Origin of the sequence: Xenophilus sp. Marseille-Q4582 (assembly GCF_916700565.1) — a bacterium.
Lineage (GTDB): Bacteria > Pseudomonadota > Gammaproteobacteria > Burkholderiales > Burkholderiaceae_C > Xenophilus.
In genome coordinates, this window is sequence record NZ_CAKAKO010000006.1 from 698,065 (window position 1) to 721,603 (window position 23,539).

At 67.3% G+C, this 23,539-nt stretch carries 23 protein-coding genes and 1 tRNA gene; 1 reads left to right on the top strand and 23 read right to left on the bottom strand.

Annotated features, from left to right (window positions below):
• The first annotated feature begins 50 nt into the window (after positions 1-50).
• Positions 51-1,826 (top strand): ABC transporter transmembrane domain-containing protein, encoded by a 1,776-nt coding sequence (locus tag LG388_RS23475; protein ID WP_225784966.1) that lies wholly within the window; start codon positions 51-53, stop codon positions 1,824-1,826.
• A gap of 69 nt (positions 1,827-1,895) precedes the next feature.
• On the opposite strand, the gene LG388_RS23480 is transcribed toward LG388_RS23475, so the two are convergent.
• The 23 genes from LG388_RS23480 to rpsO all read right to left on the bottom strand — a co-directional run bounded on the left by LG388_RS23480 (position 1,896) and on the right by rpsO (position 23,514).
• Positions 1,896-2,336 carry a DUF1178 family protein gene (locus tag LG388_RS23480; RefSeq protein ID WP_225784967.1) on the bottom strand — a complete coding sequence of 147 codons (441 nt, stop codon included), beginning with the start codon at positions 2,334-2,336 and terminating at the stop codon, positions 1,896-1,898.
• 11 nt (positions 2,337-2,347) lie between these two features.
• Complete coding sequence (locus LG388_RS23485) at positions 2,348-2,941, bottom strand: NUDIX domain-containing protein (RefSeq protein WP_225784968.1); 594 nt, start codon at positions 2,939-2,941, stop codon at positions 2,348-2,350.
• Positions 2,942-2,983: 42 nt separating this feature from the next.
• Positions 2,984-3,307 (bottom strand): DUF2818 family protein, encoded by a 324-nt coding sequence (locus tag LG388_RS23490; RefSeq protein WP_225785186.1) that lies wholly within the window; start codon positions 3,305-3,307, stop codon positions 2,984-2,986.
• Positions 3,308-3,406: 99 nt separating this feature from the next.
• Positions 3,407-4,894, bottom strand: a complete 1,488-nt coding sequence (gene nuoN, locus LG388_RS23495) for an NADH-quinone oxidoreductase subunit NuoN (protein WP_225784969.1) — start codon at positions 4,892-4,894, stop codon at positions 3,407-3,409.
• A 36-nt stretch (positions 4,895-4,930) separates the two neighbouring features.
• Positions 4,931-6,406, bottom strand: coding sequence for an NADH-quinone oxidoreductase subunit M (locus LG388_RS23500; protein WP_225784970.1), 1,476 nt, complete (start codon positions 6,404-6,406; stop codon positions 4,931-4,933).
• A 27-nt stretch (positions 6,407-6,433) separates the two neighbouring features.
• Positions 6,434-8,470, bottom strand: coding sequence for an NADH-quinone oxidoreductase subunit L (nuoL, locus tag LG388_RS23505; protein ID WP_225784971.1), 2,037 nt, complete (start codon positions 8,468-8,470; stop codon positions 6,434-6,436).
• A 90-nt stretch (positions 8,471-8,560) separates the two neighbouring features.
• A complete protein-coding gene (gene nuoK, locus LG388_RS23510; RefSeq protein ID WP_225784972.1) occupies positions 8,561-8,869 on the bottom strand; it encodes an NADH-quinone oxidoreductase subunit NuoK in 309 nt (102 codons plus the stop codon).
• On the bottom strand, positions 8,866-9,534 hold the full coding sequence (locus LG388_RS23515) for an NADH-quinone oxidoreductase subunit J (RefSeq protein ID WP_225784973.1): 669 nt from the start codon (positions 9,532-9,534) through the stop codon (positions 8,866-8,868). Before LG388_RS23515 ends, nuoK begins: the two co-directional genes overlap by 4 nt.
• A gap of 27 nt (positions 9,535-9,561) precedes the next feature.
• Positions 9,562-10,071: an NADH-quinone oxidoreductase subunit NuoI gene (nuoI, locus tag LG388_RS23520; RefSeq protein ID WP_225784974.1), complete on the bottom strand. Its 510-nt coding sequence runs from the start codon at positions 10,069-10,071 to the stop codon at positions 9,562-9,564.
• 14 nt (positions 10,072-10,085) lie between these two features.
• Positions 10,086-11,162 carry an NADH-quinone oxidoreductase subunit NuoH gene (nuoH, locus tag LG388_RS23525; protein WP_225784975.1) on the bottom strand — a complete coding sequence of 359 codons (1,077 nt, stop codon included), beginning with the start codon at positions 11,160-11,162 and terminating at the stop codon, positions 10,086-10,088.
• Positions 11,159-13,354, bottom strand: a complete 2,196-nt coding sequence (gene nuoG, locus LG388_RS23530; RefSeq protein WP_225784976.1) for an NADH-quinone oxidoreductase subunit NuoG — start codon at positions 13,352-13,354, stop codon at positions 11,159-11,161. Before nuoG ends, nuoH begins: the two co-directional genes overlap by 4 nt.
• A 19-nt stretch (positions 13,355-13,373) precedes the next feature.
• Positions 13,374-14,723 (bottom strand): NADH-quinone oxidoreductase subunit NuoF, encoded by a 1,350-nt coding sequence (nuoF, locus tag LG388_RS23535; RefSeq protein ID WP_225784977.1) that lies wholly within the window; start codon positions 14,721-14,723, stop codon positions 13,374-13,376.
• Positions 14,723-15,262 (bottom strand): NADH-quinone oxidoreductase subunit NuoE, encoded by a 540-nt coding sequence (nuoE, locus tag LG388_RS23540; RefSeq protein WP_225784978.1) that lies wholly within the window; start codon positions 15,260-15,262, stop codon positions 14,723-14,725. The genes nuoF and nuoE overlap by 1 nt, the downstream gene beginning before the upstream one ends.
• A gap of 58 nt (positions 15,263-15,320) precedes the next feature.
• A complete protein-coding gene (locus LG388_RS23545; RefSeq protein WP_225784979.1) occupies positions 15,321-16,574 on the bottom strand; it encodes an NADH-quinone oxidoreductase subunit D in 1,254 nt (417 codons plus the stop codon).
• A gap of 24 nt (positions 16,575-16,598) precedes the next feature.
• Entirely contained in the window at positions 16,599-17,207 is a 609-nt protein-coding gene (locus LG388_RS23550; protein WP_225784980.1) for an NADH-quinone oxidoreductase subunit C, read from the bottom strand.
• A gap of 7 nt (positions 17,208-17,214) precedes the next feature.
• Positions 17,215-17,697, bottom strand: a complete 483-nt coding sequence (locus LG388_RS23555; protein ID WP_225784981.1) for an NADH-quinone oxidoreductase subunit B family protein — start codon at positions 17,695-17,697, stop codon at positions 17,215-17,217.
• 41 nt (positions 17,698-17,738) lie between these two features.
• Positions 17,739-18,098: an NADH-quinone oxidoreductase subunit A gene (locus LG388_RS23560; RefSeq protein WP_225784982.1), complete on the bottom strand. Its 360-nt coding sequence runs from the start codon at positions 18,096-18,098 to the stop codon at positions 17,739-17,741.
• A gap of 69 nt (positions 18,099-18,167) precedes the next feature.
• Positions 18,168-18,252 (bottom strand) — tRNA-Leu (locus LG388_RS23565).
• Between the two features lie 132 nt (positions 18,253-18,384).
• Entirely contained in the window at positions 18,385-18,786 is a 402-nt protein-coding gene (secG, locus tag LG388_RS23570) for a preprotein translocase subunit SecG (RefSeq protein WP_225784983.1), read from the bottom strand.
• Between the two features lie 57 nt (positions 18,787-18,843).
• On the bottom strand, positions 18,844-19,599 hold the full coding sequence (gene tpiA / locus LG388_RS23575) for a triose-phosphate isomerase (protein WP_225784984.1): 756 nt from the start codon (positions 19,597-19,599) through the stop codon (positions 18,844-18,846).
• 13 nt (positions 19,600-19,612) lie between these two features.
• The gene (locus tag LG388_RS23580) at positions 19,613-20,599 is read right to left on the bottom strand and encodes an NAD(P)H-quinone oxidoreductase (protein ID WP_225784985.1); all 987 of its coding nucleotides are present in this window, start codon (positions 20,597-20,599) and stop codon (positions 19,613-19,615) included.
• Between the two features lie 96 nt (positions 20,600-20,695).
• Positions 20,696-23,032: a polyribonucleotide nucleotidyltransferase gene (gene pnp / locus LG388_RS23585; protein ID WP_225784986.1), complete on the bottom strand. Its 2,337-nt coding sequence runs from the start codon at positions 23,030-23,032 to the stop codon at positions 20,696-20,698.
• Positions 23,033-23,247: 215 nt separating this feature from the next.
• A complete protein-coding gene (gene rpsO, locus LG388_RS23590) occupies positions 23,248-23,514 on the bottom strand; it encodes a 30S ribosomal protein S15 (protein WP_225784987.1) in 267 nt (88 codons plus the stop codon).
• Between the last annotated feature and the right edge of the window lie 25 nt (positions 23,515-23,539).

Sequence of the window (23,539 nt, forward strand, 5' to 3'; positions counted from 1 at the left end):
TTTTGTCGAGGCACGCAGGCGTGCGGCGGGGGCTCCTAGAATCCGCCGCCATGTCCGCCCCCACGACCGCCAAGGGCTCGCCACGCTCGCTCTCGGGCCTGGCGCCCTTCCTCCGGCCTTACCGGCTCCAGATCGCCCTGGCCGGCCTCTTCCTGGTGATGGCTGCCGTCACCACGCTGGTGTTTCCGCTGGCCCTGCGCAACCTCATCGACGGTGGCCTGCTGCCCGCCGACCGCGGCCAGCAGGCGCTGGCGCTGCGGGACCATTTCTTCGCCCTCTTCGGCGTGGCGGTGGCCCTGGGCTTCTTCTCGGCCGCCCGCTTCTTCACCGTGAGCTGGCTGGGCGAGCGCGTGACGGCCGACCTGCGCAACGCCGTCTACAGCCGGGTGCTGCGCCAGAGCCCAGCCTTCTTCGAGACCACCCAGACCGGCGAGGTGCTGTCGCGGCTGACTTCCGACACCACGCTGGTGCAGACGGTGGTCGGCTCCTCGCTGAGCATGGGCCTGCGCAACGCCGTGATGGGCGTGGGCGCGCTGGCCATGCTGGTCTGGAGCAATCCGTACGTGATGCTGCAGGTGTTCGTGATGCTTTTGCTGGTGGTGCTGCCCAGCATGTGGTTCGGCCGGCGCGTGCGCCGCCTGTCGCGCGCCAGCCAGGACCGCGTGGCCGATGCCAGCGCCATCGCGGCCGAGGTGCTGAACGCCATTCCCGTGGTCCAGAGCTACAGCGGCGAGGCGCGCGAAGCGGCGCGCTTCTCGGCCTCCACGCAGGCCGCCTTCGGCACTGCCGTGCGCCGCGCCAAGGCGCGCGCCGTGCTGGTCGCCTTCATCATCATCGCCACCTCGGCCGCGCTGCTGTGGGGCCTGTACGAAGGCACGCAGGCCGTGATGCGCGGCAGCATCACGCCCGGCCACCTGGGCCAGACCGTGGTCTACGTGATCATCCTGGCCAGCGCCCTGGCCGTGCTGGGCGAGGTCTACGGCGACCTGCTGCGCGCCGCCGGCGCCACCGAGCGGCTGATGGAGCTGCTGCATGCGCGCGCCGACATCGTGTCACCCGCCCGGCCGCGCACGGCGCCACTGCCCGCCGGCGGCAGCACCGTGCGCATCGAGGGGCTGCGCTTCCACTACCCGTCGCGGCCGGACACGCCGGCGCTGCGGGACTTCGATCTGCAGGTGTCCCCGGGCGAAACGGTGGCACTGGTCGGCTCCAGCGGCGCCGGCAAGACCACCGTGTTCCAGCTGCTGCTGCGCTACTACGACCCGCAGCAGGGCCGCATCGAGCTCGACGGCGTGCCGCTGGCCGACTGGCCGCTGGAGGCGCTGCGCGACCGCATCGGCCTGGTGCCGCAGGACGCCGTGATCTTCTCGGCCAGCGCGCTGGAGAACATCCGCTACGGCCGCCCCGGCGCCAGCGACGACGAGGTGCGCGCAGCCGCACGCGCTGCCCATGCCGACACCTTCATCGAAGCCCTGCCCGAAGGCTATGCCACCTTTCTCGGCGAGCGCGGCGTGCGCCTGTCCGGCGGCCAGCGCCAGCGCATCGCGATCGCGCGGGCGATGCTCAAGAACGCGCCCCTGCTGCTGCTGGACGAAGCCACCAGCGCGCTGGACGCCGAGAGCGAGCGCATGGTGCAGGCCGCGCTGGAATCGGCCATGCAGGGCCGCACCACGCTGGTCATCGCGCACCGGCTGGCCACGGTGCAGAAGGCCGACCGCATCGTGGTGCTGGACCATGGCGGCATCGTGGAACAGGGCACGCACGCGCAGCTGCTGGCGCAGGGCGGCGTCTATGCGCGCCTGGCCGCGCTGCAATTCGCGGCCTGAGCACGCGAGCGAAAGAGCGCCGCGGCCGGCGTGCCGCGATGCCTTCGCGCGGGCTCGGCCGCGCGCGCCCTACTGCAGCGGCTCCTTGAGCGCGTCGGGCAACAACAGGGGCAGGACTTCGATGCCTTCGTCGAGCAGCGCTTCGGTCTGCTCGCGCGTGGCCCGGCCGCGGATGCCGCGCTCGGCCACCTCGCCGTAGTGCATGCGGCGGGCTTCTTCGGCGAAGCGCTCGCCCACGTCTTCGGTGTTCGCAAGCACCTCGCGCATCGCGCGCATCCAGCGGGCGGCGGGCGTGTCGGGAGCGGCGTGGGCCACCGGCGCCGCGGCGGCCGGCTCCCGGCCCGCGCCCAGGTTGAGGCGGGGCGCGCTCAGGCCCTTGACGATGGCCTTGTCGCCGCAGATCGGGCATTCGATCAGCGCCCGCTCGCGCTGGGCGTCGAAGTCTTCCTCCGAGCCGAACCAGCCTTCGAAGCCGTGGCCCTGGGTGCAGCGGAGATTGAGGACTTTCATGGTGGCCCGAATTATCGGCCGGCCGCCTCCGCCGCCACCGGGCGCCAGGGCAAAGCCCAGCCACCGGCGATGGCGTTCTGCAGCCAAAGCGCACAGCTCAGCGTCTTGGCATCGGTCACGGTGCCGTCGCGGCACCAGTCCAGCAGCTGCTGCGGCTCGGCGCTGAACACGTCGAGGAACTCGCCCGCGTCGAGCTTGCGCTCGCCGGCCTCCAGGCCGCGCGCGAAATAGATGTGGATGACCTCGGTGGAATAGGCCACGGCCAGGTGCATGCGCCCGGCATAGGCCCATTCGCGGGCCCGGTAGCCGGTCTCCTCGATCAGCTCGCGCTGCCCGCAGACGAAAGGGTCCTCGCCCGCATCCAGCTTGCCGGCCGGGAACTCGACCATCACCTGCCCCACCGGATAGCGGTACTGGCGCTCCAGCACCACGCGGCCGTCGTCCAGCAGCGGGATGACAACCACCGCCCCTGGATGCACCACGTACTCGCGCGTGGAGACCGAGCCGTCGGGCAGGCGGACCTCGTCGCGCCGCGCATGCAGGAAGCGGCCCTCGAACAGCAGTTCGGAACGCTGCGCCTGCTCCTTCAGGTGGGAGTGATCCATGCGGTGTGTCTCCTGGCGCCGCCGCGCAGGCTGGCGCGGGGGTCAGACGGGTGCGCCGCGCCGGTCGCGGTGCTTGACGAGGTAGCGCCAGGTGAAGCCCGGGAAGGCCAGCACCAAGAAGAGCGAGGCCGTGACGGCGTAGAACTCCCAGCCCTGCGGCGCCACCTGGCCCAGGCGGCGCTCGAAGAGCCAGCCGACGCCCAGCGCCAGAGCGTAGAAGATGGCCAGTTCCAGAACGCGCCAGGCCAGCGACTTCACGCCGCCGGCCAGGCCGATCACGCCCAGCAGGCGTTCGTTGAGAAAAGGCAGGTTGGCGGCCAGCGCGGTGACGACGAGCACCAGCCAGGTCGAAGCCCCCTGCGACAGGCCGCCGCTCACGCTGCCGCCCTCCCCCGCGCCGCGCGCCGCAGGCGCAGGGGCGACGCGAGAAACGGGCGGGCCGCCGCGCTCATCGCCGGATCAGGCTCAGCTGCCCAGCGTGGCCACGATGGCCTGCGCGCACAGCGCCATCAGGCCGCCGGGCAGCACGCCCAGGATCAGGATCAGCGCGCCATTGACGGTGAGCACCGCGCGCACGTCGAAGGGCGCGGAGACCGTGGTGGCCGTCAGCGGCTTGTCGAAGTACATGACCTTGATCACGCGCAGGTAGTAGAAGGCTCCCACCAGCGACATGACGACCGCGAACACGGCCAGGCCGATGTGCAGCGGGTGGCCCGAGGCCACCAGGGCCTGCAGCACCGCCAGCTTGGCATGGAAGCCCACCAGCGGCGGCAAGCCGGCCAGCGAGAACATGGTCACGGCCATCACGCCGGCATACAGCGGGCTGCGCTGGTTCAGGCCGGCCAGGTCGGCGATCTCCTCGCTCTCGAAGCCTTCGCGCGCCAGCAGCAGGATGATGCCGAAGCTGGCCAGCGTGGTGAGCACGTAGGTCACGACGTAGAACATGGCCGCGCTGTAGGCGAACTGCGCGTTCAGGCTGCTGCCGTTGACCACGCCGGCCACGAAGGCCAGCAGCACGAAGCCCATCTGCGCGATGGTCGAGTACGCCAGCATGCGCTTGAGGTTGCTCTGCGCGATGGCAGCCAGGTTGCCCACCAGCAGCGACATCACGGCCAGCACGCCCAGCATCTGCTGCCAGTCGAAAGCCAGCGGCATCAGGCCTTCCACCAGCAGGCGGATCACGATCGCGAAGGCGGCCAGCTTGGGCGCGCCGCCGATCATCAGCGTCACGGCCGAGGGAGCACCGTGGTACACGTCGGGCACCCACATGTGGAAGGGCGCGGCGCCCAGCTTGAAAGCCAGGCCGGCGACGATGAACACCAGGCCGAAGACCAGCACCTGGTGCTGCACCTGGCCCGAAGCCACGGCCTTGAACACCTCGTCGATGTCCAGCGAACCGGTGGCGCCGTACATCATGGACATGCCGTAGAGCAGGAAGCCGCTGGCCATCGCGCCGAGCACGAAGTACTTCATGGCGGCTTCGCTGGCCACCGCGTTGTCGCGGCGCAGCGCCACCATGGCGTAGCCCGACAGCGTGAGCAGTTCCAGGCCCAGGTAGATCATCAGGAAGTGGCCGCCCGAGATCATCACGAACATGCCCAGCAGCGAGAACATGCCCAGCGTGAACAGCTCGCCGCCGCGCAGCATGCCGCGGTCACCGGCATAGGGGCGGCCGTAGACCAGGGTCACCATCAGTGCCACGGTGGAGAAGCACTTGAGCCAGTTGCCCATCGGGTCGCTGACCACGAGGCCGCCGAAGCCTTCGATCTTCTGGCCGCCCACGGCCTGCATGCCGGTGAGCACGGCCACGCCGAGCAGCGTCAGCAGCGTCAGGACATAGGTGCGGGTGCGGCGCGGGCTGCGGTCGGACAGGTCGACCAGCGTGATGACGCAGGCCATCACGAGCAGCACGAGTTCGGGGTAAATCGCGACCCAGCTGAGTTTGTCAATCATCTTCTCGTTCTCTCAGAACTTGTGCGTCGCGCGTTCTCAGGGCAGCTTGGACGCCGCGACGTGGCGCAGCAGCTCGGCCACGGAGGTGTCCATCACGTCGGTGAAGGGCTTGGGGAACAGGCCCATGAAGAGCACGGCGACGGCCAGCAGCGCCAGCATCAGGAACTCGCGGCCGTTGATGTCCGTGAGTTCTTCCACGTGCTTGTTGCCGACCGGGCCCAGGTACACGCGCTTGTACATCCACAGCGTGTAGGCGGCGCCGAAGATCAGCGCGGTGGCCGCGGCCAGGCCGATCCAGAAGTTGGCCTTCACGGCCCCCAGGATCACCATCCACTCGCCCACGAAGCCAGCGGTGGCGGGCAGGCCGCAGTTGGCCATGGCGAACAGCAGCGCAAAGGCGGCGAACTTGGGCATGGTGTTCACCACGCCGCCGTAGTCGGCGATCTGGCGCGAATGCACGCGGTCGTACAGCACGCCGATGCACAGGAACATGGCGCCCGAGACGAAGCCGTGGGCGATCATCTGCACGATGCCGCCGGCCACGCCGAGGTCGTTGAAGATGAAGAAGCCCAGCGTCACGAAGCCCATGTGCGCCACCGAGGAGTACGCCACCAGCTTCTTCATGTCCTGCTGCACCAGCGCCACCAGGCCCACGTAGATCACGGCGACCAGCGACAGCGCGATCATCAGCCAGGCCCATTCGCGCGAGGCATCGGGGGCGATGGGCATGGAAAAGCGCAGGAAGCCGTAGGCGCCCAGCTTCAGCATGATGGCGGCCAGCACGGCGGAGCCGCCGGTGGGCGCCTCCACGTGCACGTCGGGCAGCCAGGTGTGGACCGGGAACATCGGCACCTTCACGGCGAAGGCCGCGAAGAAGGCGAAGAACAGCAGCGTCTGCGGCTGGGCCGCCAGCGGCAGCTTGTGCCAGGTCTGGATGTCGAAGCTGCCGCCCGAGGCGTGGTACAGGTAGATCAGCGCCACCAGCATCAGCAGCGAGCCGAGCAGCGTGTACAGGAAGAACTTGAAGGCGGCGTAGATCTTGTTCGGACCGCCCCAGATGCCGATGATCAGGTACATCGGGATCAGCGTGGCTTCGAAGAAGACGTAGAACAGGATGCCGTCGAGCGCGGAAAACACGCCGATCATCAGACCCGACAGGATCAGGAACGCGCCCATGTACTGGTTCACGCGCTCGGTGATCACTTCCCAGCCCGCGATCACGACGATCACGGTGATGAAGGCCGTCAGCAGCACGAACCACATCGACAGGCCATCCACGCCCAGGTGGTAGTGGATGTTGAAACGCTCGATCCAGACGCTCTTCTCGACGAACTGCATCTGCGCCGTGCCCAGCGCGAAACGCGTGTACACGGGAATCGTCGCGATGAAGCTCGCGATGGCGCCGACGAGCGCCATCCAGCGCACCGCACGCGCCTGCGAATCACGACCAAAGAACAGCAGCAGGGCGCCGACGGCGATCGGCAACCAGATGGCAAGGCTCAGCAGACCCATTTTTGTTGTGCTCCAGCGCGGCTGCTCTCAGCGGTTGAACCAGACGAAGTACGTCATGAGCAGGAAGATGCCCAGCAGCATCGCCAGCGCGTAGTGATAGATGAAACCCGACTGCAGCCAGCGCACGACACCGGAGATGCGGCCGATCAGCTTCCACGAGCCATTGACCACGGCGCCGTCGATGAGGGCCTGGTCACCGCCCTTCCACAGGCCGGTGCCCAGCGCGCGCGCGCCACGGGCCACGATGTTCTCGTTGATCCAGTCGAGGTAGTACTTGTTCTCGAGCAGGTTGAAGATCGGCATGCAGGCGCGCTTGATGGCGGCCGGCAGTGCCGGATTCACCATGTACATGTACCAGGAGGCCACCACGCCGGCCAGCGCCAGGTACAGCGGTGCCGTGTAGAAGGAATGCAGCGCCATCGCCACCGGGCCGTGGATCATCTCGGCCAGCTCGGCCATGGCCGGGTGCTTGGCCGCGTCGACGAAGATCGCGTCCTTGAAGAAGTCGCCAAACAGCATCGGCATCATCGTCACGAAGCCGATCAGCACCGAGGGCACGACCAGCAGCACCAGCGGCACGGTCACGACCCAGGGCGACTCGTGCGGCTTGTGATCGCCGTGGCCGTGGTGACCGTGGTCGTCGTGCGCAGCGTGGTCGTCATGGTGCGCGTCCGGGTTCTGGTCGTAGCGTTCCTTGCCATGGAAGACCAGGAAGTACAGGCGGAACGAGTAGAAGGCGGTGACGAACACCCCGGCCAGCACGGCGAAGGAAGCGAAGCCGGCGGCCGGCAGGTGGCTCGCGTGCACGGCCTCGATGATCGCGTCCTTCGAGTAGAAGCCCGAGAACAGCGGCGTGCCGATCAGCGCCAGGTTGGCCAACAGGAAGGTGATCCAGGTGATCGGCATGTACTTGCGCACGTTGCCCATCCAGCGGATGTCCTGGTTGTGGTGCATGCCCATGATGACCGAGCCGGCGCCAAGGAACAGCAGCGCCTTGAAGAAGGCGTGCGTCATCAGGTGGAACACCGCGACGGAGTAGGCCGAGGCGCCCAGCGCCACCGTCATGTAGCCGAGCTGCGACAGCGTGGAATAGGCCACCACGCGCTTGATGTCGTTCTGGATGATGCCCAGGAAGCCCATGAACAGGGCCGTGATGGCGCCGATGACGAGGATGAAGTTCAGGGCCGTGTCCGAGAGCTCGAACAGCGGCGACATGCGCGCCACCATGAAGATGCCGGCCGTCACCATGGTGGCCGCGTGGATCAGCGCCGAAATCGGGGTCGGGCCTTCCATCGAGTCGGGCAGCCACACGTGCAGCGGGAACTGCGCCGACTTGCCCATCGCACCGATGAACAGGCAGATGCAGATCACGGTGATCAGCATCCAGTCGGTGCCGGGGAAGCCGATGCCGGCCAGCTCGTTCGCCTTGGCGAAGGTCTCCGTGTAGTTCAGCGTGCCGGCGTAGGCGGCGATCAGGCCGATGCCCAGGATGAAGCCGAAGTCGCCCACACGGTTGACCAGGAAGGCCTTCATGTTCGCGAAGATGGCCGTCGGTTTGTTGTACCAGAAGCCGATCAGCAGGTACGACACCAGGCCCACCGCTTCCCAGCCGAAGAACAGCTGCAGCATGTTGTTGCTCATCACGAGCATCAGCATGGAGAAGGTGAACAGCGAGATGTAGGCGAAGAAGCGGTTGTAGCCCGCGTCCTCTTCCATGTAGCCGATGGTGTAGATGTGCACCATCAGCGACACGAAGGTCACGACGCACATCATCATGGCGGTGAGGCCGTCGACCATGAAGCCAACTTCCATCTTCAGGCCGCCCACCACCATCCATTCATAGAGGGTCTCGTTGAAGCGTGCGCCGTCGAGGGCCACGCTCTTGAGCGTCATGGCGGAGATGACGAAGGCGATCAGCACGCCCAGGATGGTGAGCGTGTGCGAGGCGGCGCGCCCGATGCGGTTGCCGCCGAACTTCGTGCCCAGGATGCCGGCCAGGGCCGAACCGACCAGGGGCGCCAGCGGAACCGCCAGCAGCGTGGATGCGGAAAGAGTGGTGCTCATGCTGTTGTCCGGACCCTGCCGGCGGCGCCTTCGGAAGGGCTCTTGCGAGCCGCTGCCCCGAGGCGGCGCGGTGCAGGGAAATTCATCGTGTTAACCCTTCAGCGCGTCCAGTTCGTCCACGTTGATGGTCGAGCGGTTGCGGAACAACAACACCAGCAGCGCCAGGCCGATGGCCGACTCGGCGGCCGCCACGGTGAGGATGAAGAACACGAAGATCTGGCCGTGCATGTCGCCCAGGTAGTGGGAGAAGGCCACGAAGTTCATGTTGACGGCCAGCAGCATGAGCTCGACGCACATGAGCAGCACGATCAGGTTCTTGCGGTTCAGGAAGATCCCGATCACCGCGAGGGCGAACAGCATCGCCCCCAGCGACAGGTAATGGCCCAGCGTGAGCGTCATGGCTTCTTCTCCTCGGTCTTGCCGCCCTCTTCCACCGCCGCAGCGGGCGCCACCGGCGCCTGGGTGGCCGCCAGCTTCACGACGGCCAGACGTTCGGATGCGCGCACCCGGACCTGGTCCTTCACGTCGATGGTCTTCGTGTCCTTGCGGCGGCGCAGCGTCAGTGCGATGGCCGCGATCATGCCCACCACCAGGATCACGGCAGCGACCTGGACCGGATAGACGTACTCGGAATACAGCAGCAGGCCCAGCGCCTTGGTGTTGCCGCCCTGCGCGATGGCCGCCTGCACGGCCGCGTCGGTCGCCGCCTGGCCCTGCGAGCCGAAGCCGCCCATCAGCACCCAGGCCATTTCCAGCGCGATCACCACGCCGATCAGCGCGGCCAGCGGGAAGTGCTTCCAGAACCCGGCGCGCAGGCTGTCCACGTTCAGGTCCAGCATCATCACGACGAAGAGGAAGAGCACCATCACGGCGCCCAGGTACACCAGCACCAGCACGATGGCCAGGAACTCGGCGCGCAGCAGCAGCCACACGGCCGATGCCTGCGAGAACGCGAGCATCAGGTAGAGCACCGCGTGCACGGGATTGCGCGCGGTCACGACCCGGAAGGCTGCAAACAGCAGCACCACCGAGAACAGATAGAAGAAGCCGGTCTTGACGTCCATGGAATTGATCTTTGAGGGCGCCGGGTCTCAGCGGTACTTGGCGTCGGCCGCCTTGTTGGCCGCGATTTCTTTTTCGTAGCGGTCGCCCACGGCCAGCAGCATGTCCTTGGTGAAGTACAGGTCGCCGCGCTTTTCGCCGTGGTATTCGAGGATGTGGGTCTCGACGATGGAGTCGACCGGGCAGCTCTCCTCGCAGAAGCCGCAGAAGATGCACTTTGTGAGGTCGATGTCGTAGCGCGAGGTGCGGCGCGAACCGTCGTCACGCACCGTGGATTCGATGGTGATGGCGACGGCGGGGCACACGGCCTCGCACAGCTTGCAGGCGATGCAGCGCTCCTCGCCGTTTTCGTAGCGGCGCAGCGCGTGCAGGCCGCGAAAGCGCGGCGACAGGGGCGTCTTCTCTTCGGGGAACTGCACCGTCACCTTGCGGCGCAGCGCATAGCGGCCCGTCAGGGCCATGCCCTTGAAGAGCTCGACGAGCATGAAGCTCTTGAGGAAATCCTTGACCGAGAAGGAGGAAGCGACAGCGGTTGTCATCGTGGGTTCTCCGCTCAATGCCAGATGTTCCAGGAGGTCTGCATCCAGCCTCCGACCAGCAGCAGCCACACCAGGGTGACCGGAATGAAGATCTTCCAGCCCAGACGCATGATCTGGTCATAGCGGAAGCGGGGGAAGGTGCCGCGGATCCAGATGAACAGCGACAGCACGAAGAAGGTCTTGATGCCCAGCCAGATCCAGCCCGGGATGAAGTCCAGGAACGCCACCGGCGCGAGCCAGCCGCCCAGGAACATCAGCACCGCGAGGATGGACACCAGCCACATGCTGGCGTACTCGGCCAGGAAGAAGATCGCGAAGCCCATGCCCGAGTACTCGACCATGTGGCCGGCCACGATCTCGGCCTCACCTTCCACCACGTCGAAGGGGTGGCGGTTGGTTTCGGCCACGCCCGAGATCAGGTAGACCACGAAGATGGGCAGCAGCGGCAGCCAGTTCCACGACAGGAAGGACAGGCCCATGTCGGCGAAGCTGCCCTTGCCCTGCGACGCGACGATCTCGCCCAGCTGCAGGCTGCCCGACACCATGATCACCACCACGAAGCAAAAGCCCATGGCGATCTCGTAGCTGACCATCTGGGCCGAGGCGCGCAGCGCGCCCAGGAAGGCGTACTTCGAGTTCGAGGCCCAGCCCGCGATGATCACGCCGTACACCTCGATGGAGGTGATGGCCATGATCAGCAACAGGCCGGCGTTGACGTTGGCGATGATCGCCTCGGGGCCGAAGGGAATGGCCACCCAGGCGGCCAGCGCCGGCATGATGGCCATGACCGGCCCCAGGCGGAACAGGCCGCCGGCGGCCGCCGTCGGGTTGATCAGTTCCTTGGTCAGCAGCTTCACCGCATCGGCGATGGGCTGCAGCAGGCCGAAGGGGCCGACCCGATTGGGGCCATGGCGCACCTGGATCCAGCCCAGGAACTTGCGCTCCCACAGCGTGGCGTAAGCCACGGCGCCCAGCACGGGCAGCAGCACGGCGATGATCTTGATCAGGGCCCAGAGCACGGGCCAGACCACCGAGGCCCACCAGCTGGCGGCGACGGCACCCTGACCGGAGGTGTACAGCGCGTCGATCATGCCGTCACCTCCTCGGCGCGGACTTCATGGCGGCGGCCCGCCACGTTGCCCCGCCGGCCATCGGCCGTCAGTTGCAGCGAAGGCGCACGGCGCACGATGCCGTCGAGTTCGTAGATGGCGGCCGCGGCGGGCTCTTCGGTCATCGCAGGCGCCGGGGCCGACAGGTCCAGGCCCGGCGTCGCGCGATTGTCCAGGCGATCGGCCGGGACCGCGGTCAGGCCGCCCTCCGGGGTCGCACTGCCGCCCTGCAGCCTGGCCAGCACTTCCTGGGAGGTCTCGAAGTCGAAGCCCTGCAGGCCCAGCAGGTTGCCCAGCACCCGCAGCACCTTCCAGGCCGGGCGCGTCTCGCCCAGCGGCTTGACCACGGCGTGGAAGCTCTGGATGCGGCCTTCGGCATTGGCGAAGCTGCCCGAGGTCTCGGTGAAGGGCGCGATGGGCAGCAGCACGTCGCTGAATTCCAGGTTGCTCTTGAAAGGGCTCAGCGTCACGACCATCTGGGCCTGGCCCAGGGCCTGCGCGGCGCGCAGCCCGGCCGCGCTGTCGAACTCGGGTTCGTTGTTCAGCAGCAGGGCCGCTTTCAGCCCGCCGGCCAGCATCTGGCCCGCGTTCAGGCCATCGGCCTGCGGCCAGGCGCCGGCCCATTGCGCGCCCACCGTGTTGGCGGCTTCGCTGAGGTAGCCCACCGTGGCACCGGTCGCCTGCGCGATCCAGTGGGCCAGGGCCAGCAGGCGCTCGGCGTCGGCATGGTGCGCGGCGGCATTGCCCAGCAGCACCGCCTTGTGCTCGCCGGACAGCAGCGACTTCGCCACGGCACGGGCAGCGTCGTGCGCCTGGCCGGCCGCGGGCGCCGCAGCGCCCGTCTCGGCGGCCACGGCTGCAGCCACATCGGCCAGGGCCTGGAACCAGTCCGCCGCCTCGGCCTTGAGCGTGGCGCCGAGCGTCATGGCCCAGGCTTCGCTGTCGGCCAGCTGCGCGCACGAAGCGATGGCATGCACCTGAGCCCCCTTGCGGGCGGCCTGGCGGATGCGCTGCGCGAACAGCGGGTGGTCCTTGCGCAGGTTCGAACCCACGACCAGCACGCGCTGCAGCTCGGACAGCGAGGCGATCGACCTGCCCAGCCAGCGCACACCGCCGGCGCGGCGGAATTCGGCATGGCGCAGGCGGTGATCGATGTTGTCGCTGCCCAGACCGCGCACCAGTGCGCCGGCCAGCACCAGCTCTTCGAGCGTGCTGTGCGGGCTCACGAGCGCACCGATGGCGCCGGCGCCATGGTCGGCCTTGATCTGCTTGAGCCCGTTGGCGACGTACTCCAGCGCGGTCTGCCAGTCGACGGCCTGCCACTGGCCGCCCTGCTTGAGCATGGGCTGCGTCAGGCGCTCGTCGCTGTTCAGCGCTTCGTACGAGAAGCGGTCGCGGTCGGCGATCCAGCATTCGTTGACGGCTTCGTTCTCCAGTGGAACGACGCGCATCACGCGGCTGTTCTTGACCTGTACGATCAGGTTCGCGCCCGTGGAGTCATGCGGGCTGACCGACTTGCGGCGGCTCAGCTCCCAGGTGCGGGCGCTGTAGCGGAAGGGCTTGCTCGTCAGCGCGCCGACCGGGCACAGGTCGATCATGTTGCCCGACAGCTCGGAATCGACGGTCTCGCCCACCACCGTGGTGATCTCGGAGTGCTCGCCGCGGTGGATCATGCCCAGCTCCATGACGCCGGCCACTTCCTGGCCGAAGCGCACGCAGCGGGTGCAGTGGATGCAGCGGCTCATCTCCTCCATGGAGATCAGCGGGCCCACGTCCTTGTGGAAGACCACGCGCTTCTCTTCCTCGTAGCGCGAGGAGGAGCCGCCGTAGCCCACGGCCAGGTCCTGCAGCTGGCATTCGCCGCCCTGGTCGCAGATGGGGCAGTCCAGCGGATGGTTGATCAGCAGGAACTCCATCACCGACTGCTGGGCCTTGACGGCCTTGTCGGATTGGGTGCGCACGATCATGCCCTGCGTGACGGGCGTGGCGCAGGCCGGCATGGGCTTGGGCGCCTTTTCCACGTCGACCAGGCACATGCGGCAGTTGGCCGCGATGCTGAGCTTCTTGTGGTAGCAGAAATGCGGGATGTAGGTGCCCGCCTTGTCGGCCGCATGCATGACCATGCTGCCTTCGGCCACTTCGACTTTCTTGCCGTCGAGTTCGATTTCGATCATGGGTGCTTCACTCTCGCGCTCAGGACGCCTTGGCCTCGTTGGCCCGGGCCGTCTGGCTGCCAGGAATCAGGGCTTCGAACTCGTGGCGGAAATGCTTGATCATGGCCCGCACGGGCATGGCCGCTGCGTCGCCCAGCGCGCAGATGGTGCGGCCCATGATGTTCTGGCCCACGTTGTCCAGCAGGTCGATGTCCGCCGGGCGGCCCTGGCCGTGGTCGATGCGATCCACGAGGCGCCACAGCCAGCCCGTGCCTTCGCGGCAGGGCGTGCACTGGCCGCAGGACTCGTGCATGTAGAAGTAGGACAGACGCTTGAGCGACTCCACCATCGAGCGGCTGTCGTCCATCACGATGACGGCGCCCGAGCCCAGCATGGAGCCGGCCTTGGCGATGGAGTCGTAGTCCATCGTGCACTCCATCATGATGTGGGCCGGCAGCACCGGCGCCGACGATCCGCCCGGGATCACGGCCTTGAGCTTGCGGCCCGTGCGCACGCCGCCGGCAAGCTCCAGCAGCTTGCTGAAGGGCGTGCCCATCGGCACTTCGTAGTTGCCGGGCAGGTTCACGTCGCCCGACACCGAGAAGATCTTGGTGCCGCCGTTGTTGGGCTTGCCGCACTCCAGGTAGGCCTGGCCGCCGTTGCGGATGATCCAGGGCACCGCCGCGAAGGTCTCGGTGTTGTTGATGGTGGTGGGCTTGCCGTACAGGCCGAAGCTCGCGGGGAACGGCGGCTTGAAGCGCGGCTGGCCCTTCTTGCCTTCCAGCGATTCGAGCAGCGCGGTTTCCTCGCCGCAGATGTAGGCGCCGAAGCCGTGGTGCGCATGCAGCTGGAAGCTGAAGCCGCTGCCCAGGATGTTGTCGCCCAGGAAGCCCGCGGCGCGCGCCTCTTCCAGCGCAGCCTCGAAGCGCTCGTAGACCTGGAAGATCTCGCCGTGGATGTAGTTGTAGCCCACCGAGATGCCCATGGCATACGCCGCGATCGCCATCCCTTCGATGACGATGTGCGGGTTGTACATGAGGATGTCGCGGTCCTTGCAGGTGCCGGGCTCGCCCTCGTCGGAGTTGCAGACCAGGTACTTCTGTCCCGGGAACTGGCGGGGCATGAAGCTCCACTTGAGGCCGGTGGGGAAGCCGGCGCCGCCGCGGCCACGCAGGCCGGAAGTCTTGACCTCGGCGATCACCTGGTCGGGCGTCAGGCCTTCGGTCAGGATCTTGCGCAGGGCTTCATAGCCGCCGCGCGCACGGTAGTCGGCGATGGACCAGTTGCTGCCATCCAGGCCCGCGTAGATCTGCGGGTTGATGTGGCGGTCATGGAAGCAGGTCTGCACGCCCGTGGCGGCGAACTGCGCAAGGACTTGATCGGGCGTCATCACTGACCCTCCCCGGCCGGCGCGGCGGTGCGCAGGCCGTCGATGAGCTGGTCCAGCTTCTCGTTGCTCATGAAGCTGCACATGGCGCGGTCGTTCACGAGCATCACGGGCGCGTCGGCGCAGGCACCGAGGCATTCGCTCTGCTGCAGCGTGAACAGGCCGTCGGGCGTGGTCTCACCCATCTGGATGCCGAGCTTGGCTTCCAGGTGGTGCAGCGCCTTGTAGCCGTCGCGCAGCTGGCAAGGCAGGTTGGTGCACACGTTGAGCTTGAACTTGCCCACCGGGTGCTGGTTGTACATGTTGTAGAAGGTCGTGACCTCATGCACGGCGATCGGGGGCATGCCGAGGTAGCGCGCGACCGCCGCTTCGCTGGCGTCGCTCACATGCCCATAGACCTGCTGCACGATGGCCAGGCAGGCCATCACGGCCGATTGGCGGCCGGATGCGTTGTCGGGGTACTTGGCCACCTCGCGCGCAAAGCGGTCGAGCACGGCCTGCGGCAGTTCGAAGGCCGCGCAAGTGTTGGGGGAGTCGCTCATTGGAAATCCTTCGCGCTGCGCACTTCGGCGCGGGCGCCTTCGGGCGGCCGGGCGGCGCTCATCGGTCGATCTCTCCGAAAACGATGTCCAGCGTGCCGATGATGGCCACGGTGTCGGCCAGCATGTGGCCGCGGGACATCTCGTCGAGGGCGGCCAGGTGCACGAAACCCGGCGGACGGATCTTCAGCCGGTAGGGCTTGTTGGCGCCGTCGCTGACCATGTAGATGCCGAACTCGCCCTTGGGATGCTCGACGGCGGCGTAGGCCTCGCCCTCGGGCACGCGGAAACCTTCGGTGAAGAGCTTGAAATGGTGGATCAGCTCTTCCATGTTGGCCTTCATCGCCTCGCGCGCGGGCGGCGCCACCTTGTGGTTGTCGGTGATCACCGGACCCGGGTTGGCCTTGAGCCACTGCACGCACTGCTTGATGATGCGGTTCGACTGGTTCAGCTCTTCCATGCGGACGAGGTAGCGGTCGTAGCAGTCGCCGGTCTTGCCCACGGGAATGTCGAAATCCACGCGGTCGTAGACATCGTAGGGCTGTGTCTTGCGCAGGTCCCAGGCCACGCCGGAGCCGCGCAGCATCGGGCCCGTGAGGCCCAGGTTCAGCGCACGGTCGGCGTCCATGACGCCGATGCCCACGGTGCGCTGCTTCCAGATGCGGTTGTCGGTCAGCAGCGTGTGGTATTCGGCCAGATAGGTGTCGAAGCGCTTGGTGAAGTCCTCGAGGAAGTCCAGCAGCGAGCCCTGGCGGTTCTCGTTCATGCGAGCGAGGGCCTTGGCGTTCTTGATCTTGCTGTGCTTGTACTGCGGCATGGTGTCCGGCAGGTCGCGGTACACGCCGCCCGGACGGAAATAGGCCGCATGCATGCGCGCGCCCGACACGGCTTCGTACGCGTCGAACAGGTCCTCGCGCTCACGGAAGGCATAGATCAGGATGGTGGAGCTGCCGCAGTCGTTGCCGTGCGAGCCGAGCCACATCAGGTGGTTCAGCATGCGCGTGATCTCGGCGAACATCACGCGGATGTACTGCGCGCGGATCGGCACCTCGATGCCGAGCAGCTTCTCCACCGCCAGGCAGTAGGCGTGCTCGTTGCACATCATCGAGACGTAGTCCAGGCGGTCCATGTAAGGCAGCGACTGGATGAAGGTCTTGTGCTCGGCCAGCTTCTCGGTGGCGCGGTGCAACAGGCCGATGTGGGGGTCGGCACGCTGCACGACCTCTCCATCGAGCTCGAGCACCAGGCGCAGCACCCCGTGTGCGGCCGGGTGCTGGGGCCCGAAGTTCAGCGTGTAGTTCTTGATTTCAGCCATGATCGATCACCGGGGCCTGCGGCCTCAGTGCAGGCCTCCGTAGTTGTCTTCGCGAATGATGCGCGGCGTGATTTCGCGCGGCTCGATGCTCACGGGCTGGTAGACCACGCGTTGCAGCTCGGCGTCATAGCGCATCTCCACATGGCCCGTCAGCGGGAAGTCCTTGCGGAAGGGGTGGCCGATGAAGCCATAGTCGGTCAGGATGCGGCGCAGGTCCGGGTGGCCGTCGAAGACGATGCCGTACAGGTCGAAAGCCTCGCGCTCGAACCAGTTGGCCGAGGACCAGAGGTCGTTGACCGAAGCCACGACCGGGAAATCGTCGTCGGGGCAGAACACCTTCACGCGCACGCGCTGGTTCAGGCTCACCGACAGCAGGTGCGACACGGCGCAAAAGCGCAGGCCTTCCCAGGCCTCGTCGCGCCAGGCGGAGTAGTCCACGCCGCACAGGTCGATCAGTTGCTCGAACTTGCACTGGGGCGCGTCGCGCAGCGTCTTCATCGCCTCGTGGTAATGGCGGGCATCCACCACCACCGTCACCTCGCCCAGCGCCAGCGAGATGCGTTTGATCTTGTCGCCCAGCGCGGCTTCGATGTGGGCCTGGAGGGCTTCGGGAGCAATCGCGAATGCAGTCATAAGTCCCTCAGGCGCGCGCGATGGTATGGGTGCGGCGCACCTTCTGCTGCAACTGGATGATTCCGTAGATCAGGGCTTCGGCCGTGGGCGGGCAGCCGGGCACATACACGTCCACGGGCACGATGCGGTCGCAACCGCGCACCACGGAATAGCTGTAGTGGTAGTAGCCGCCGCCGTTGGCGCAAGAGCCCATGGACAGCACCCAGCGCGGTTCCGCCATCTGGTCGTAGACCTTGCGCAGCGCGGGCGCCATCTTGTTGCACAGCGTGCCAGCCACGATCATCAGATCGGACTGGCGCGGGCTGGCGCGGAACACTTCCGCACCGAAGCGGCCGATGTCGTAGCGCGCCGCGGCGGCATGCATCATCTCGACCGCACAACAGGCCAGGCCGAAGGTCATGGGCCACAGGGAGCCCGTCTTCGCCCAATTCACCACCGCGTCGTAGGACGTGGTGATGAAGCCTTCCTTGAATACACCTTCAATTGCCATGACCGAGCCTTTTGAGTCTCTGGATCGCGATCAGCCCCGACTCACTCCCAGTCGAGCGCGCCCTTCTTCCATTCGTAGGCGAAGCCCACGACCAGGATCGCGAGGAACACCACTGCCGCCCAGAAGCCCAGCGGGCCCACTTCCTTGAAGGCCACGGCCCAGGGGAAGAGGAACGCGATTTCGAGGTCGAACAGGATGAAGAGGATGGCGACCAGGTAGTAGCGGACGTCGAACTGCATGCGCGCGTTCTCGAACGCTTCAAAGCCACACTCGTAGGGGGAATTCTTTGCCGCATCGGGCCGATTGGGGCCCAATACGTAACCGAGGACCTGCGGCGCGACGCCTACAGCGATACCGACCAGGATGAACAACAGGACGGGGAGGTAGGAATCGAGGGTCATCGGGGGTTCGCATCACCGCTGATCGCCGGCAGGGCCACGTCCCGTTGCGGGACCCCTGCCAGCTGGATCTGGTGCCGTCGGCGAGACTCGAACTCGCACAGCTTTCGCCACTACCCCCTCAAGATAGCGTGTCTACCAATTTCACCACGACGGCGGTTTTTTGATGCCCGGATGGCATGAGGAGCCCTGCGTTGCATCAGGGCGTTTGGCTTTCCGGACAGCTTTAGAGTTTACCCTGAAAAGTGACTGTCTTCTGCGTCTGCGCGCAGAGAAAGTGCACCTTGGTTCACTTGGCCGGAATCTGGGCCGGGCTCGAGGCCGGGGCCTGCGGCTCAGCCGGGGCCGGCGCTGCGCCCCCCGAGGGAATCTGCGAAGCCGGGCTGGCCGGCGCAGGCGCGGCGGGCGCCGTGACCGGGGCGCGCTCCAGCAGGCTGCCGCCGCCTGCGGGCCGTGCATTGCCGAAGTAGGCCAGGGCCAGCGTGCACGCAAAGAACACGGTGGCCAGCACGGCCGTGGTGCGCGACAGGAAGTTGGCGCTGCCGCTGGCCCCGAACAGGCTGCCCGCGCTGCCGCTGCCGAAGGCGGCGCCCATGTCGGCGCCCTTGCCGTGCTGCAAGAGGATCAGGCCGACCATGACCACGGCCGAGATCATCTGCACGGCCATCAGAAGGTTCAACATCACATTCATTCGAGACTCCAGGTTCGGACAGCGCCGCCGTTTCGGCAAGGCGCGGGGCCGGGCGGCTCAGCGCGCCGCGGAAATGATCTGCAGGAAATCGGGCGCCTTCAGCGCCGCACCGCCGATGAGGCCGCCGTCGATGTCGGGCTGCGCCAGCAGGGCCTGGGCATTGGCGGCATTCATGCTGCCGCCGTAGAGGATGCGCACGCGCGCGGCCGCCTCGGCCGAGGCATGCGACAGCTGCGCGCGCAGCACCGCATGCACGGCCTGCGCCTGCTCCGGCGACGCCGTCTTCCCCGTGCCGATGGCCCAGACCGGCTCGTAGGCGACGACGATTTCGCTGATGCAGTGGCCGTTGGCGTGGATCACGGCCGCCAGCTGGCGGCGCACCACCTCCTCGGTGTGGCCGGCCTCGCGCTGCGCCAGCGTTTCGCCCACGCACACGATGGGCGTGATGCCTGCACCGAGCGCCGCACCCGCCTTGGCCGCCACGACTTCGTCGCTTTCGCCGTGGTACTGGCGGCGCTCCGAGTGGCCGACGATGGCGAAGCGCACGCCGAAGTCCTTGAGCATGGCGGCCGACTGCTCGCCCGTGTAAGCGCCCTGCGCATGGGCCGACACGTCCTGCGCGCCCAGCGCGATCGGCGTGCCCGCCACCAGCGCCTGCACCTGCGCCAGGTAGGGTGCGGGCACGCACACGGCCACGTCCGCCGCCGGGGCGTTCAGGCCGGCGCGCAGCGCCTGCACCAGCGCCTCGTTGGACGCCAGGCTGCCATTCATCTTCCAGTTGCCCGCAATGAGCTTCTTCTTCACGTGGTTCATCGTCCGGAAAAAATCACCAGGTCAGCACGATCTTGCCGACGTGCTGGTTGGATTCCATGAGCCGGTGGGCCTGCGCCGCCTGTGCCGCCTCGAAACGGCTGTGGATGACGGGACGCACCCGGCCCGACGCCAGCAGCGGCCACACCTTCTCGCGCAGCGCCTGCGCGATGGCCCCCTTGAACGCCACCGGGCGCGGGCGCAGCGTGGAGCCCGTGATCGTCAGCCGCCGGCGCAGCACCTGCCCGGCGTTGAAATCGCTCTTCACCCCACCTTGCACGGCGATGATGACCAGCCGGCCGTCGTCAGCCAGGCAGTCGATCTCGCGCGCGACGTAGTCGCCCGCCACCATGTCCAGGATCACGTCGGCGCCGCGGCCTGCGGTGTGGGCCTTGACCTCGGCCACGAAGTCCTGCGTGCGGTAGTTGACCGCGTGATCGGCGCCGAGTTGCACGCAGGCGCTGCATTTCTCGTCGCTGCCGGCCGTCGCGATCACGCGCGCGCCCAGAGCCTTCGCCAGCTGGATGGCGGTGACGCCGATGCCGCTGGTGCCGCCCTGCACGAGCAGGGTTTCACCGGCCTGCAGGCGGCCGCGCTCGAACACATTGCTCCAGACGGTGAAGAAGGTCTCCGGCAGGCAGGCCGCCTCCACGTCGTCCAGCCCGTCGGGCACTGGCAGGCATTGCGCGACGGGCGCCACGCACAACTGCGCGTAACCGCCGCCGGCCACCAGCGCGCACACGCGCTGGCCGATGCGCAGGCCCGCCTGGGCCAGTGCCTGCGCATCGCCGGCCACGATCTCGCCCGCCACTTCCAGGCCCGGCAGGTCGGAAGCGCCCGGCGGCACCGGGTAATGGCCGGTGCGCTGCAGCACATCGGGGCGGTTCACGCCGCTGGCCGCCACGCGGATCAGTGCTTCACCCGCGCCGGCGACCGGATCGGCACGCTCGGTCAGGCGCAGCACTTCAGGGGCGCCATAGGCAGAGATCTCGATGGCTTTCATGCGGAACTCGCAGGTGAGGAGAAGGGAATGGCTTCAGGGCCTTGAAGCGGCGGACGCCCCGCTGCGCACAGCGGAAGGGGCGCCCTGCCCTTCGCCTCAAGCCTGCTGGTCGTCGCCGCGCGGCGCCTGCTGCTGTTGCTGCTGCTCGGCCTCCACCGCCGCGCGCTCGCCACGCTCGGCGCGGGGCTGGCGCTCTTCGCGCGGTGCACGCTCGCCGCGCTCGGCACGGTCGCCGTTGCGCTCGGCACGCTCACCGCGTTCGCGGCGCTCGCCGCGGCCCTCGCGCTCGTCGCGCGGGGGGCGCTCGCCGAATTCGGGCGCGCCGGCCGGACGCTCGGCCAGGGCCTTCATGGACAGCTTCACGCGGCCCTTGTCATCGGTCTCGAGCACCTTGACCTTCACGATCTGGCCTTCCGACAGGTAGTCGGTGACCTTCTCGACACGCTCGTGCGCGATCTGGCTGATGTGCAGCAGGCCGTCCTTGCCCGGCAGCAGGTTGATCAGCGCGCCGAAGTCCAGGATCTTGGTGACCGGGCCTTCGTACACCTTGCCGATCTCGACTTCGGCCGTGATCTGCTCGATGCGCTGCTTGGTGGCTTCGGCGGCCGCCGGATCGGTCGACGCGATGGTGATGGTGCCGTCCTCGTCGATGTTGATCTGCGTGCCGAACTCTTCCTGCATGCCGCGGATCACGGCGCCGCCCTTGCCGATCACGTCGCGGATCTTCTCGGGGTTGATCTTCAGCGTGGTCAGGCGCGGGGCGAACTGCGACACCTCGGTCTTAGCCTCGCCCATCGCTTCCTGCATCTTGCCCAGGATGTGCATGCGCGCTTCCTTGGCCTGGCTCAGGGCGACCTGCATGATCTCCTTGGTGATGCCCTGGATCTTGATGTCCATCTGCAGGGCGGTGATGCCGTTGGTCGTGCCGGCCACCTTGAAGTCCATGTCGCCCAGGTGGTCCTCGTCGCCCAGGATGTCGGTCAGCACCGCGAACTTGTTGCCTTCCTTGATCAGGCCCATGGCGATGCCGGCCACGTGCGCCTTCAGCGGCACGCCGGCGTCCATCATCGACAGGCAGCCGCCGCAGACCGAGGCCATGGACGAGGAGCCGTTCGACTCGGTAATCTCCGAGACCACGCGCACGGTGTAGGGGAACTCCTCCTTGCCCGGCAGCACGGCCACCAGCGCGCGCTTGGCCAGGCGGCCGTGGCCCACTTCGCGGCGCTTGGTGGAGCCCATGCGGCCCACCTCGCCGGTGGCGAAGGGAGGCATGTTGTAGTGGAACAGGAAGCGATCCTCGAACTCGCCGGCCAGCGCGTCGATGCGCTGCGCGTCGCGCTCGGTGCCCAGCGTGGTCACCACCAGCGCCTGCGTCTCGCCGCGCGTGAACAGGGCCGAGCCGTGGGTGCGCGGCAGCACGCTGTTGCGGATCTCGATCGGGCGCACGGTGCGTGTGTCGCGGCCGTCGATGCGGGGCTCGCCCTGCAGGATCTGGCTGCGCACGATGTCCGCCTCGATGGCGAACAGCAGGTCGCTGACCTTGCCGGCGTCGAACTCGGCGCCGTCGGCCTTCAGCGCTTCGAACACGCTGGCATTGGCCTCGCGCAGGGCCTGGGTGCGGGCCTGCTTGCTGCGGATCTGGTAGACCGCGCGCAGCTTCTCTTCGGCCAGGCCCTTGATCTTGGCGATGAAGGCTTCGTCCTTGGCTTCGGGCGCCCAGGTGCCGTTCTCGGTCCACAGCGGCTTGCCGGCGTCGCGGGTCAGCTCGTGGATGGCCTCGATGGCTACCTTGCCCTGCTCGTGGCCGAAGACCACGGCGCCCAGCATGATCTCTTCCGACAGCTGCAGCGCTTCGGACTCGACCATCAGCACGGCGGCTTCGGTGCCGGCCACGACCAGGTCCATCTGCGAGTTCTTGCGCGCGGTCTGGCCCGGGTTCAGCACGTACTCGCCATTGATGTAGCCCACGCGGGCGGCGCCGATGGGGCCGTTGAAGGGGATGCCCGACACGGACAGGGCCGCGCTCACGGCGATCATGGCCGCGATGTCGGCATCGACTTCGGGGTTCAGCGACACGGTGTGGATCACCACGTGCACTTCGTTGAGGAAGCCTTCGGGGAACAGCGGGCGGATCGGGCGGTCGATCAGGCGGCTGGTGAGGGTTTCCAGTTCGCTGGGCTTGGCCTCGCGCTTGAAGAAGCTGCCGGGGATCTTGCCGGCGGCGTAGGTCTTCTCGATGTAGTCGACGGTCAGCGGGAAGAAGTCCTGGCCCGGCTTGGCGGTCTTGGAGGCCACCACGGTGGCCAGCACCACGGTGCCTTCGATGTCGACCAGCACGGCGCCGGTGGCCTGGCGGGCGATCTCGCCCGTTTCCATGACGACCGTCTTGTCGCCCCACTGGAAGGACTTGGTGACTTTGTTGAAGAGGCTCATATTGGCTCCTGTTTCGAATGCGGGCGAGACCCGCGGAAGGCGGAGCGCCTCACAGAACACGATGCCATTCCAGGGGGATTCGCCACCGGCCGGCTGCACGGCGGCACGGACGCAAACCCCTCTGGAATGACACAGCTTCGCTCTGCGTGCGGGCTCCGAAGTAAAAAACGCCTGAGCTAGCGCGCTAACTCAGGCGTTCTCGCAAAGGCCGGTGCTTACTTGCGCAGGCCCAGCTTGGCGATCAGGGCGGTGTAACGCTCGGCGTCCTTGGACTTGAGGTAGTCCAGCAGCTTGCGGCGACGGCTCACCATGCGCAGCAGGCCGCGACGGCCGTGGTGGTCCTTGGCGTGCGTCTTGAAGTGGGGGGTGAGTTCGTTGATGCGGGCCGTCAGGATGGCGACCTGCACTTCCGGGCTGCCGGTGTCGTTGGCCGCGCGTGCGTTGTCCTTGACGATCTCGGCCTTGATTTGAGAGGCGATCATTTGAAAGCTTTCCTGTTCCGTGATG

Coding starts and splice junctions, on each gene's coding strand:
- LG388_RS23475 (WP_225784966.1), top strand. CDS start 51: ATGTCCGCCCCCACGACCGCCAAGGGCTCGCCACGCTCGCTCTCGGGC.
- LG388_RS23480 (WP_225784967.1), bottom strand. CDS start 2,336: ATGAAAGTCCTCAATCTCCGCTGCACCCAGGGCCACGGCTTCGAAGGC.
- LG388_RS23485 (WP_225784968.1), bottom strand. CDS start 2,941: ATGGATCACTCCCACCTGAAGGAGCAGGCGCAGCGTTCCGAACTGCTG.
- nuoN (WP_225784969.1), bottom strand. CDS start 4,894: ATGATTGACAAACTCAGCTGGGTCGCGATTTACCCCGAACTCGTGCTG.
- LG388_RS23500 (WP_225784970.1), bottom strand. CDS start 6,406: ATGGGTCTGCTGAGCCTTGCCATCTGGTTGCCGATCGCCGTCGGCGCC.
- nuoL (WP_225784971.1), bottom strand. CDS start 8,470: ATGAGCACCACTCTTTCCGCATCCACGCTGCTGGCGGTTCCGCTGGCG.
- nuoK (WP_225784972.1), bottom strand. CDS start 8,869: ATGACGCTCACGCTGGGCCATTACCTGTCGCTGGGGGCGATGCTGTTC.
- LG388_RS23515 (WP_225784973.1), bottom strand. CDS start 9,534: ATGGACGTCAAGACCGGCTTCTTCTATCTGTTCTCGGTGGTGCTGCTG.
- nuoI (WP_225784974.1), bottom strand. CDS start 10,071: ATGACAACCGCTGTCGCTTCCTCCTTCTCGGTCAAGGATTTCCTCAAG.
- nuoH (WP_225784975.1), bottom strand. CDS start 11,162: ATGATCGACGCGCTGTACACCTCCGGTCAGGGTGCCGTCGCCGCCAGC.
- nuoG (WP_225784976.1), bottom strand. CDS start 13,354: ATGATCGAAATCGAACTCGACGGCAAGAAAGTCGAAGTGGCCGAAGGC.
- nuoF (WP_225784977.1), bottom strand. CDS start 14,723: ATGACGCCCGATCAAGTCCTTGCGCAGTTCGCCGCCACGGGCGTGCAG.
- nuoE (WP_225784978.1), bottom strand. CDS start 15,262: ATGAGCGACTCCCCCAACACTTGCGCGGCCTTCGAACTGCCGCAGGCC.
- LG388_RS23545 (WP_225784979.1), bottom strand. CDS start 16,574: ATGGCTGAAATCAAGAACTACACGCTGAACTTCGGGCCCCAGCACCCG.
- LG388_RS23550 (WP_225784980.1), bottom strand. CDS start 17,207: ATGACTGCATTCGCGATTGCTCCCGAAGCCCTCCAGGCCCACATCGAA.
- LG388_RS23555 (WP_225784981.1), bottom strand. CDS start 17,697: ATGGCAATTGAAGGTGTATTCAAGGAAGGCTTCATCACCACGTCCTAC.
- LG388_RS23560 (WP_225784982.1), bottom strand. CDS start 18,098: ATGACCCTCGATTCCTACCTCCCCGTCCTGTTGTTCATCCTGGTCGGT.
- secG (WP_225784983.1), bottom strand. CDS start 18,786: ATGAATGTGATGTTGAACCTTCTGATGGCCGTGCAGATGATCTCGGCC.
- tpiA (WP_225784984.1), bottom strand. CDS start 19,599: ATGAACCACGTGAAGAAGAAGCTCATTGCGGGCAACTGGAAGATGAAT.
- LG388_RS23580 (WP_225784985.1), bottom strand. CDS start 20,599: ATGAAAGCCATCGAGATCTCTGCCTATGGCGCCCCTGAAGTGCTGCGC.
- pnp (WP_225784986.1), bottom strand. CDS start 23,032: ATGAGCCTCTTCAACAAAGTCACCAAGTCCTTCCAGTGGGGCGACAAG.
- rpsO (WP_225784987.1), bottom strand. CDS start 23,514: ATGATCGCCTCTCAAATCAAGGCCGAGATCGTCAAGGACAACGCACGC.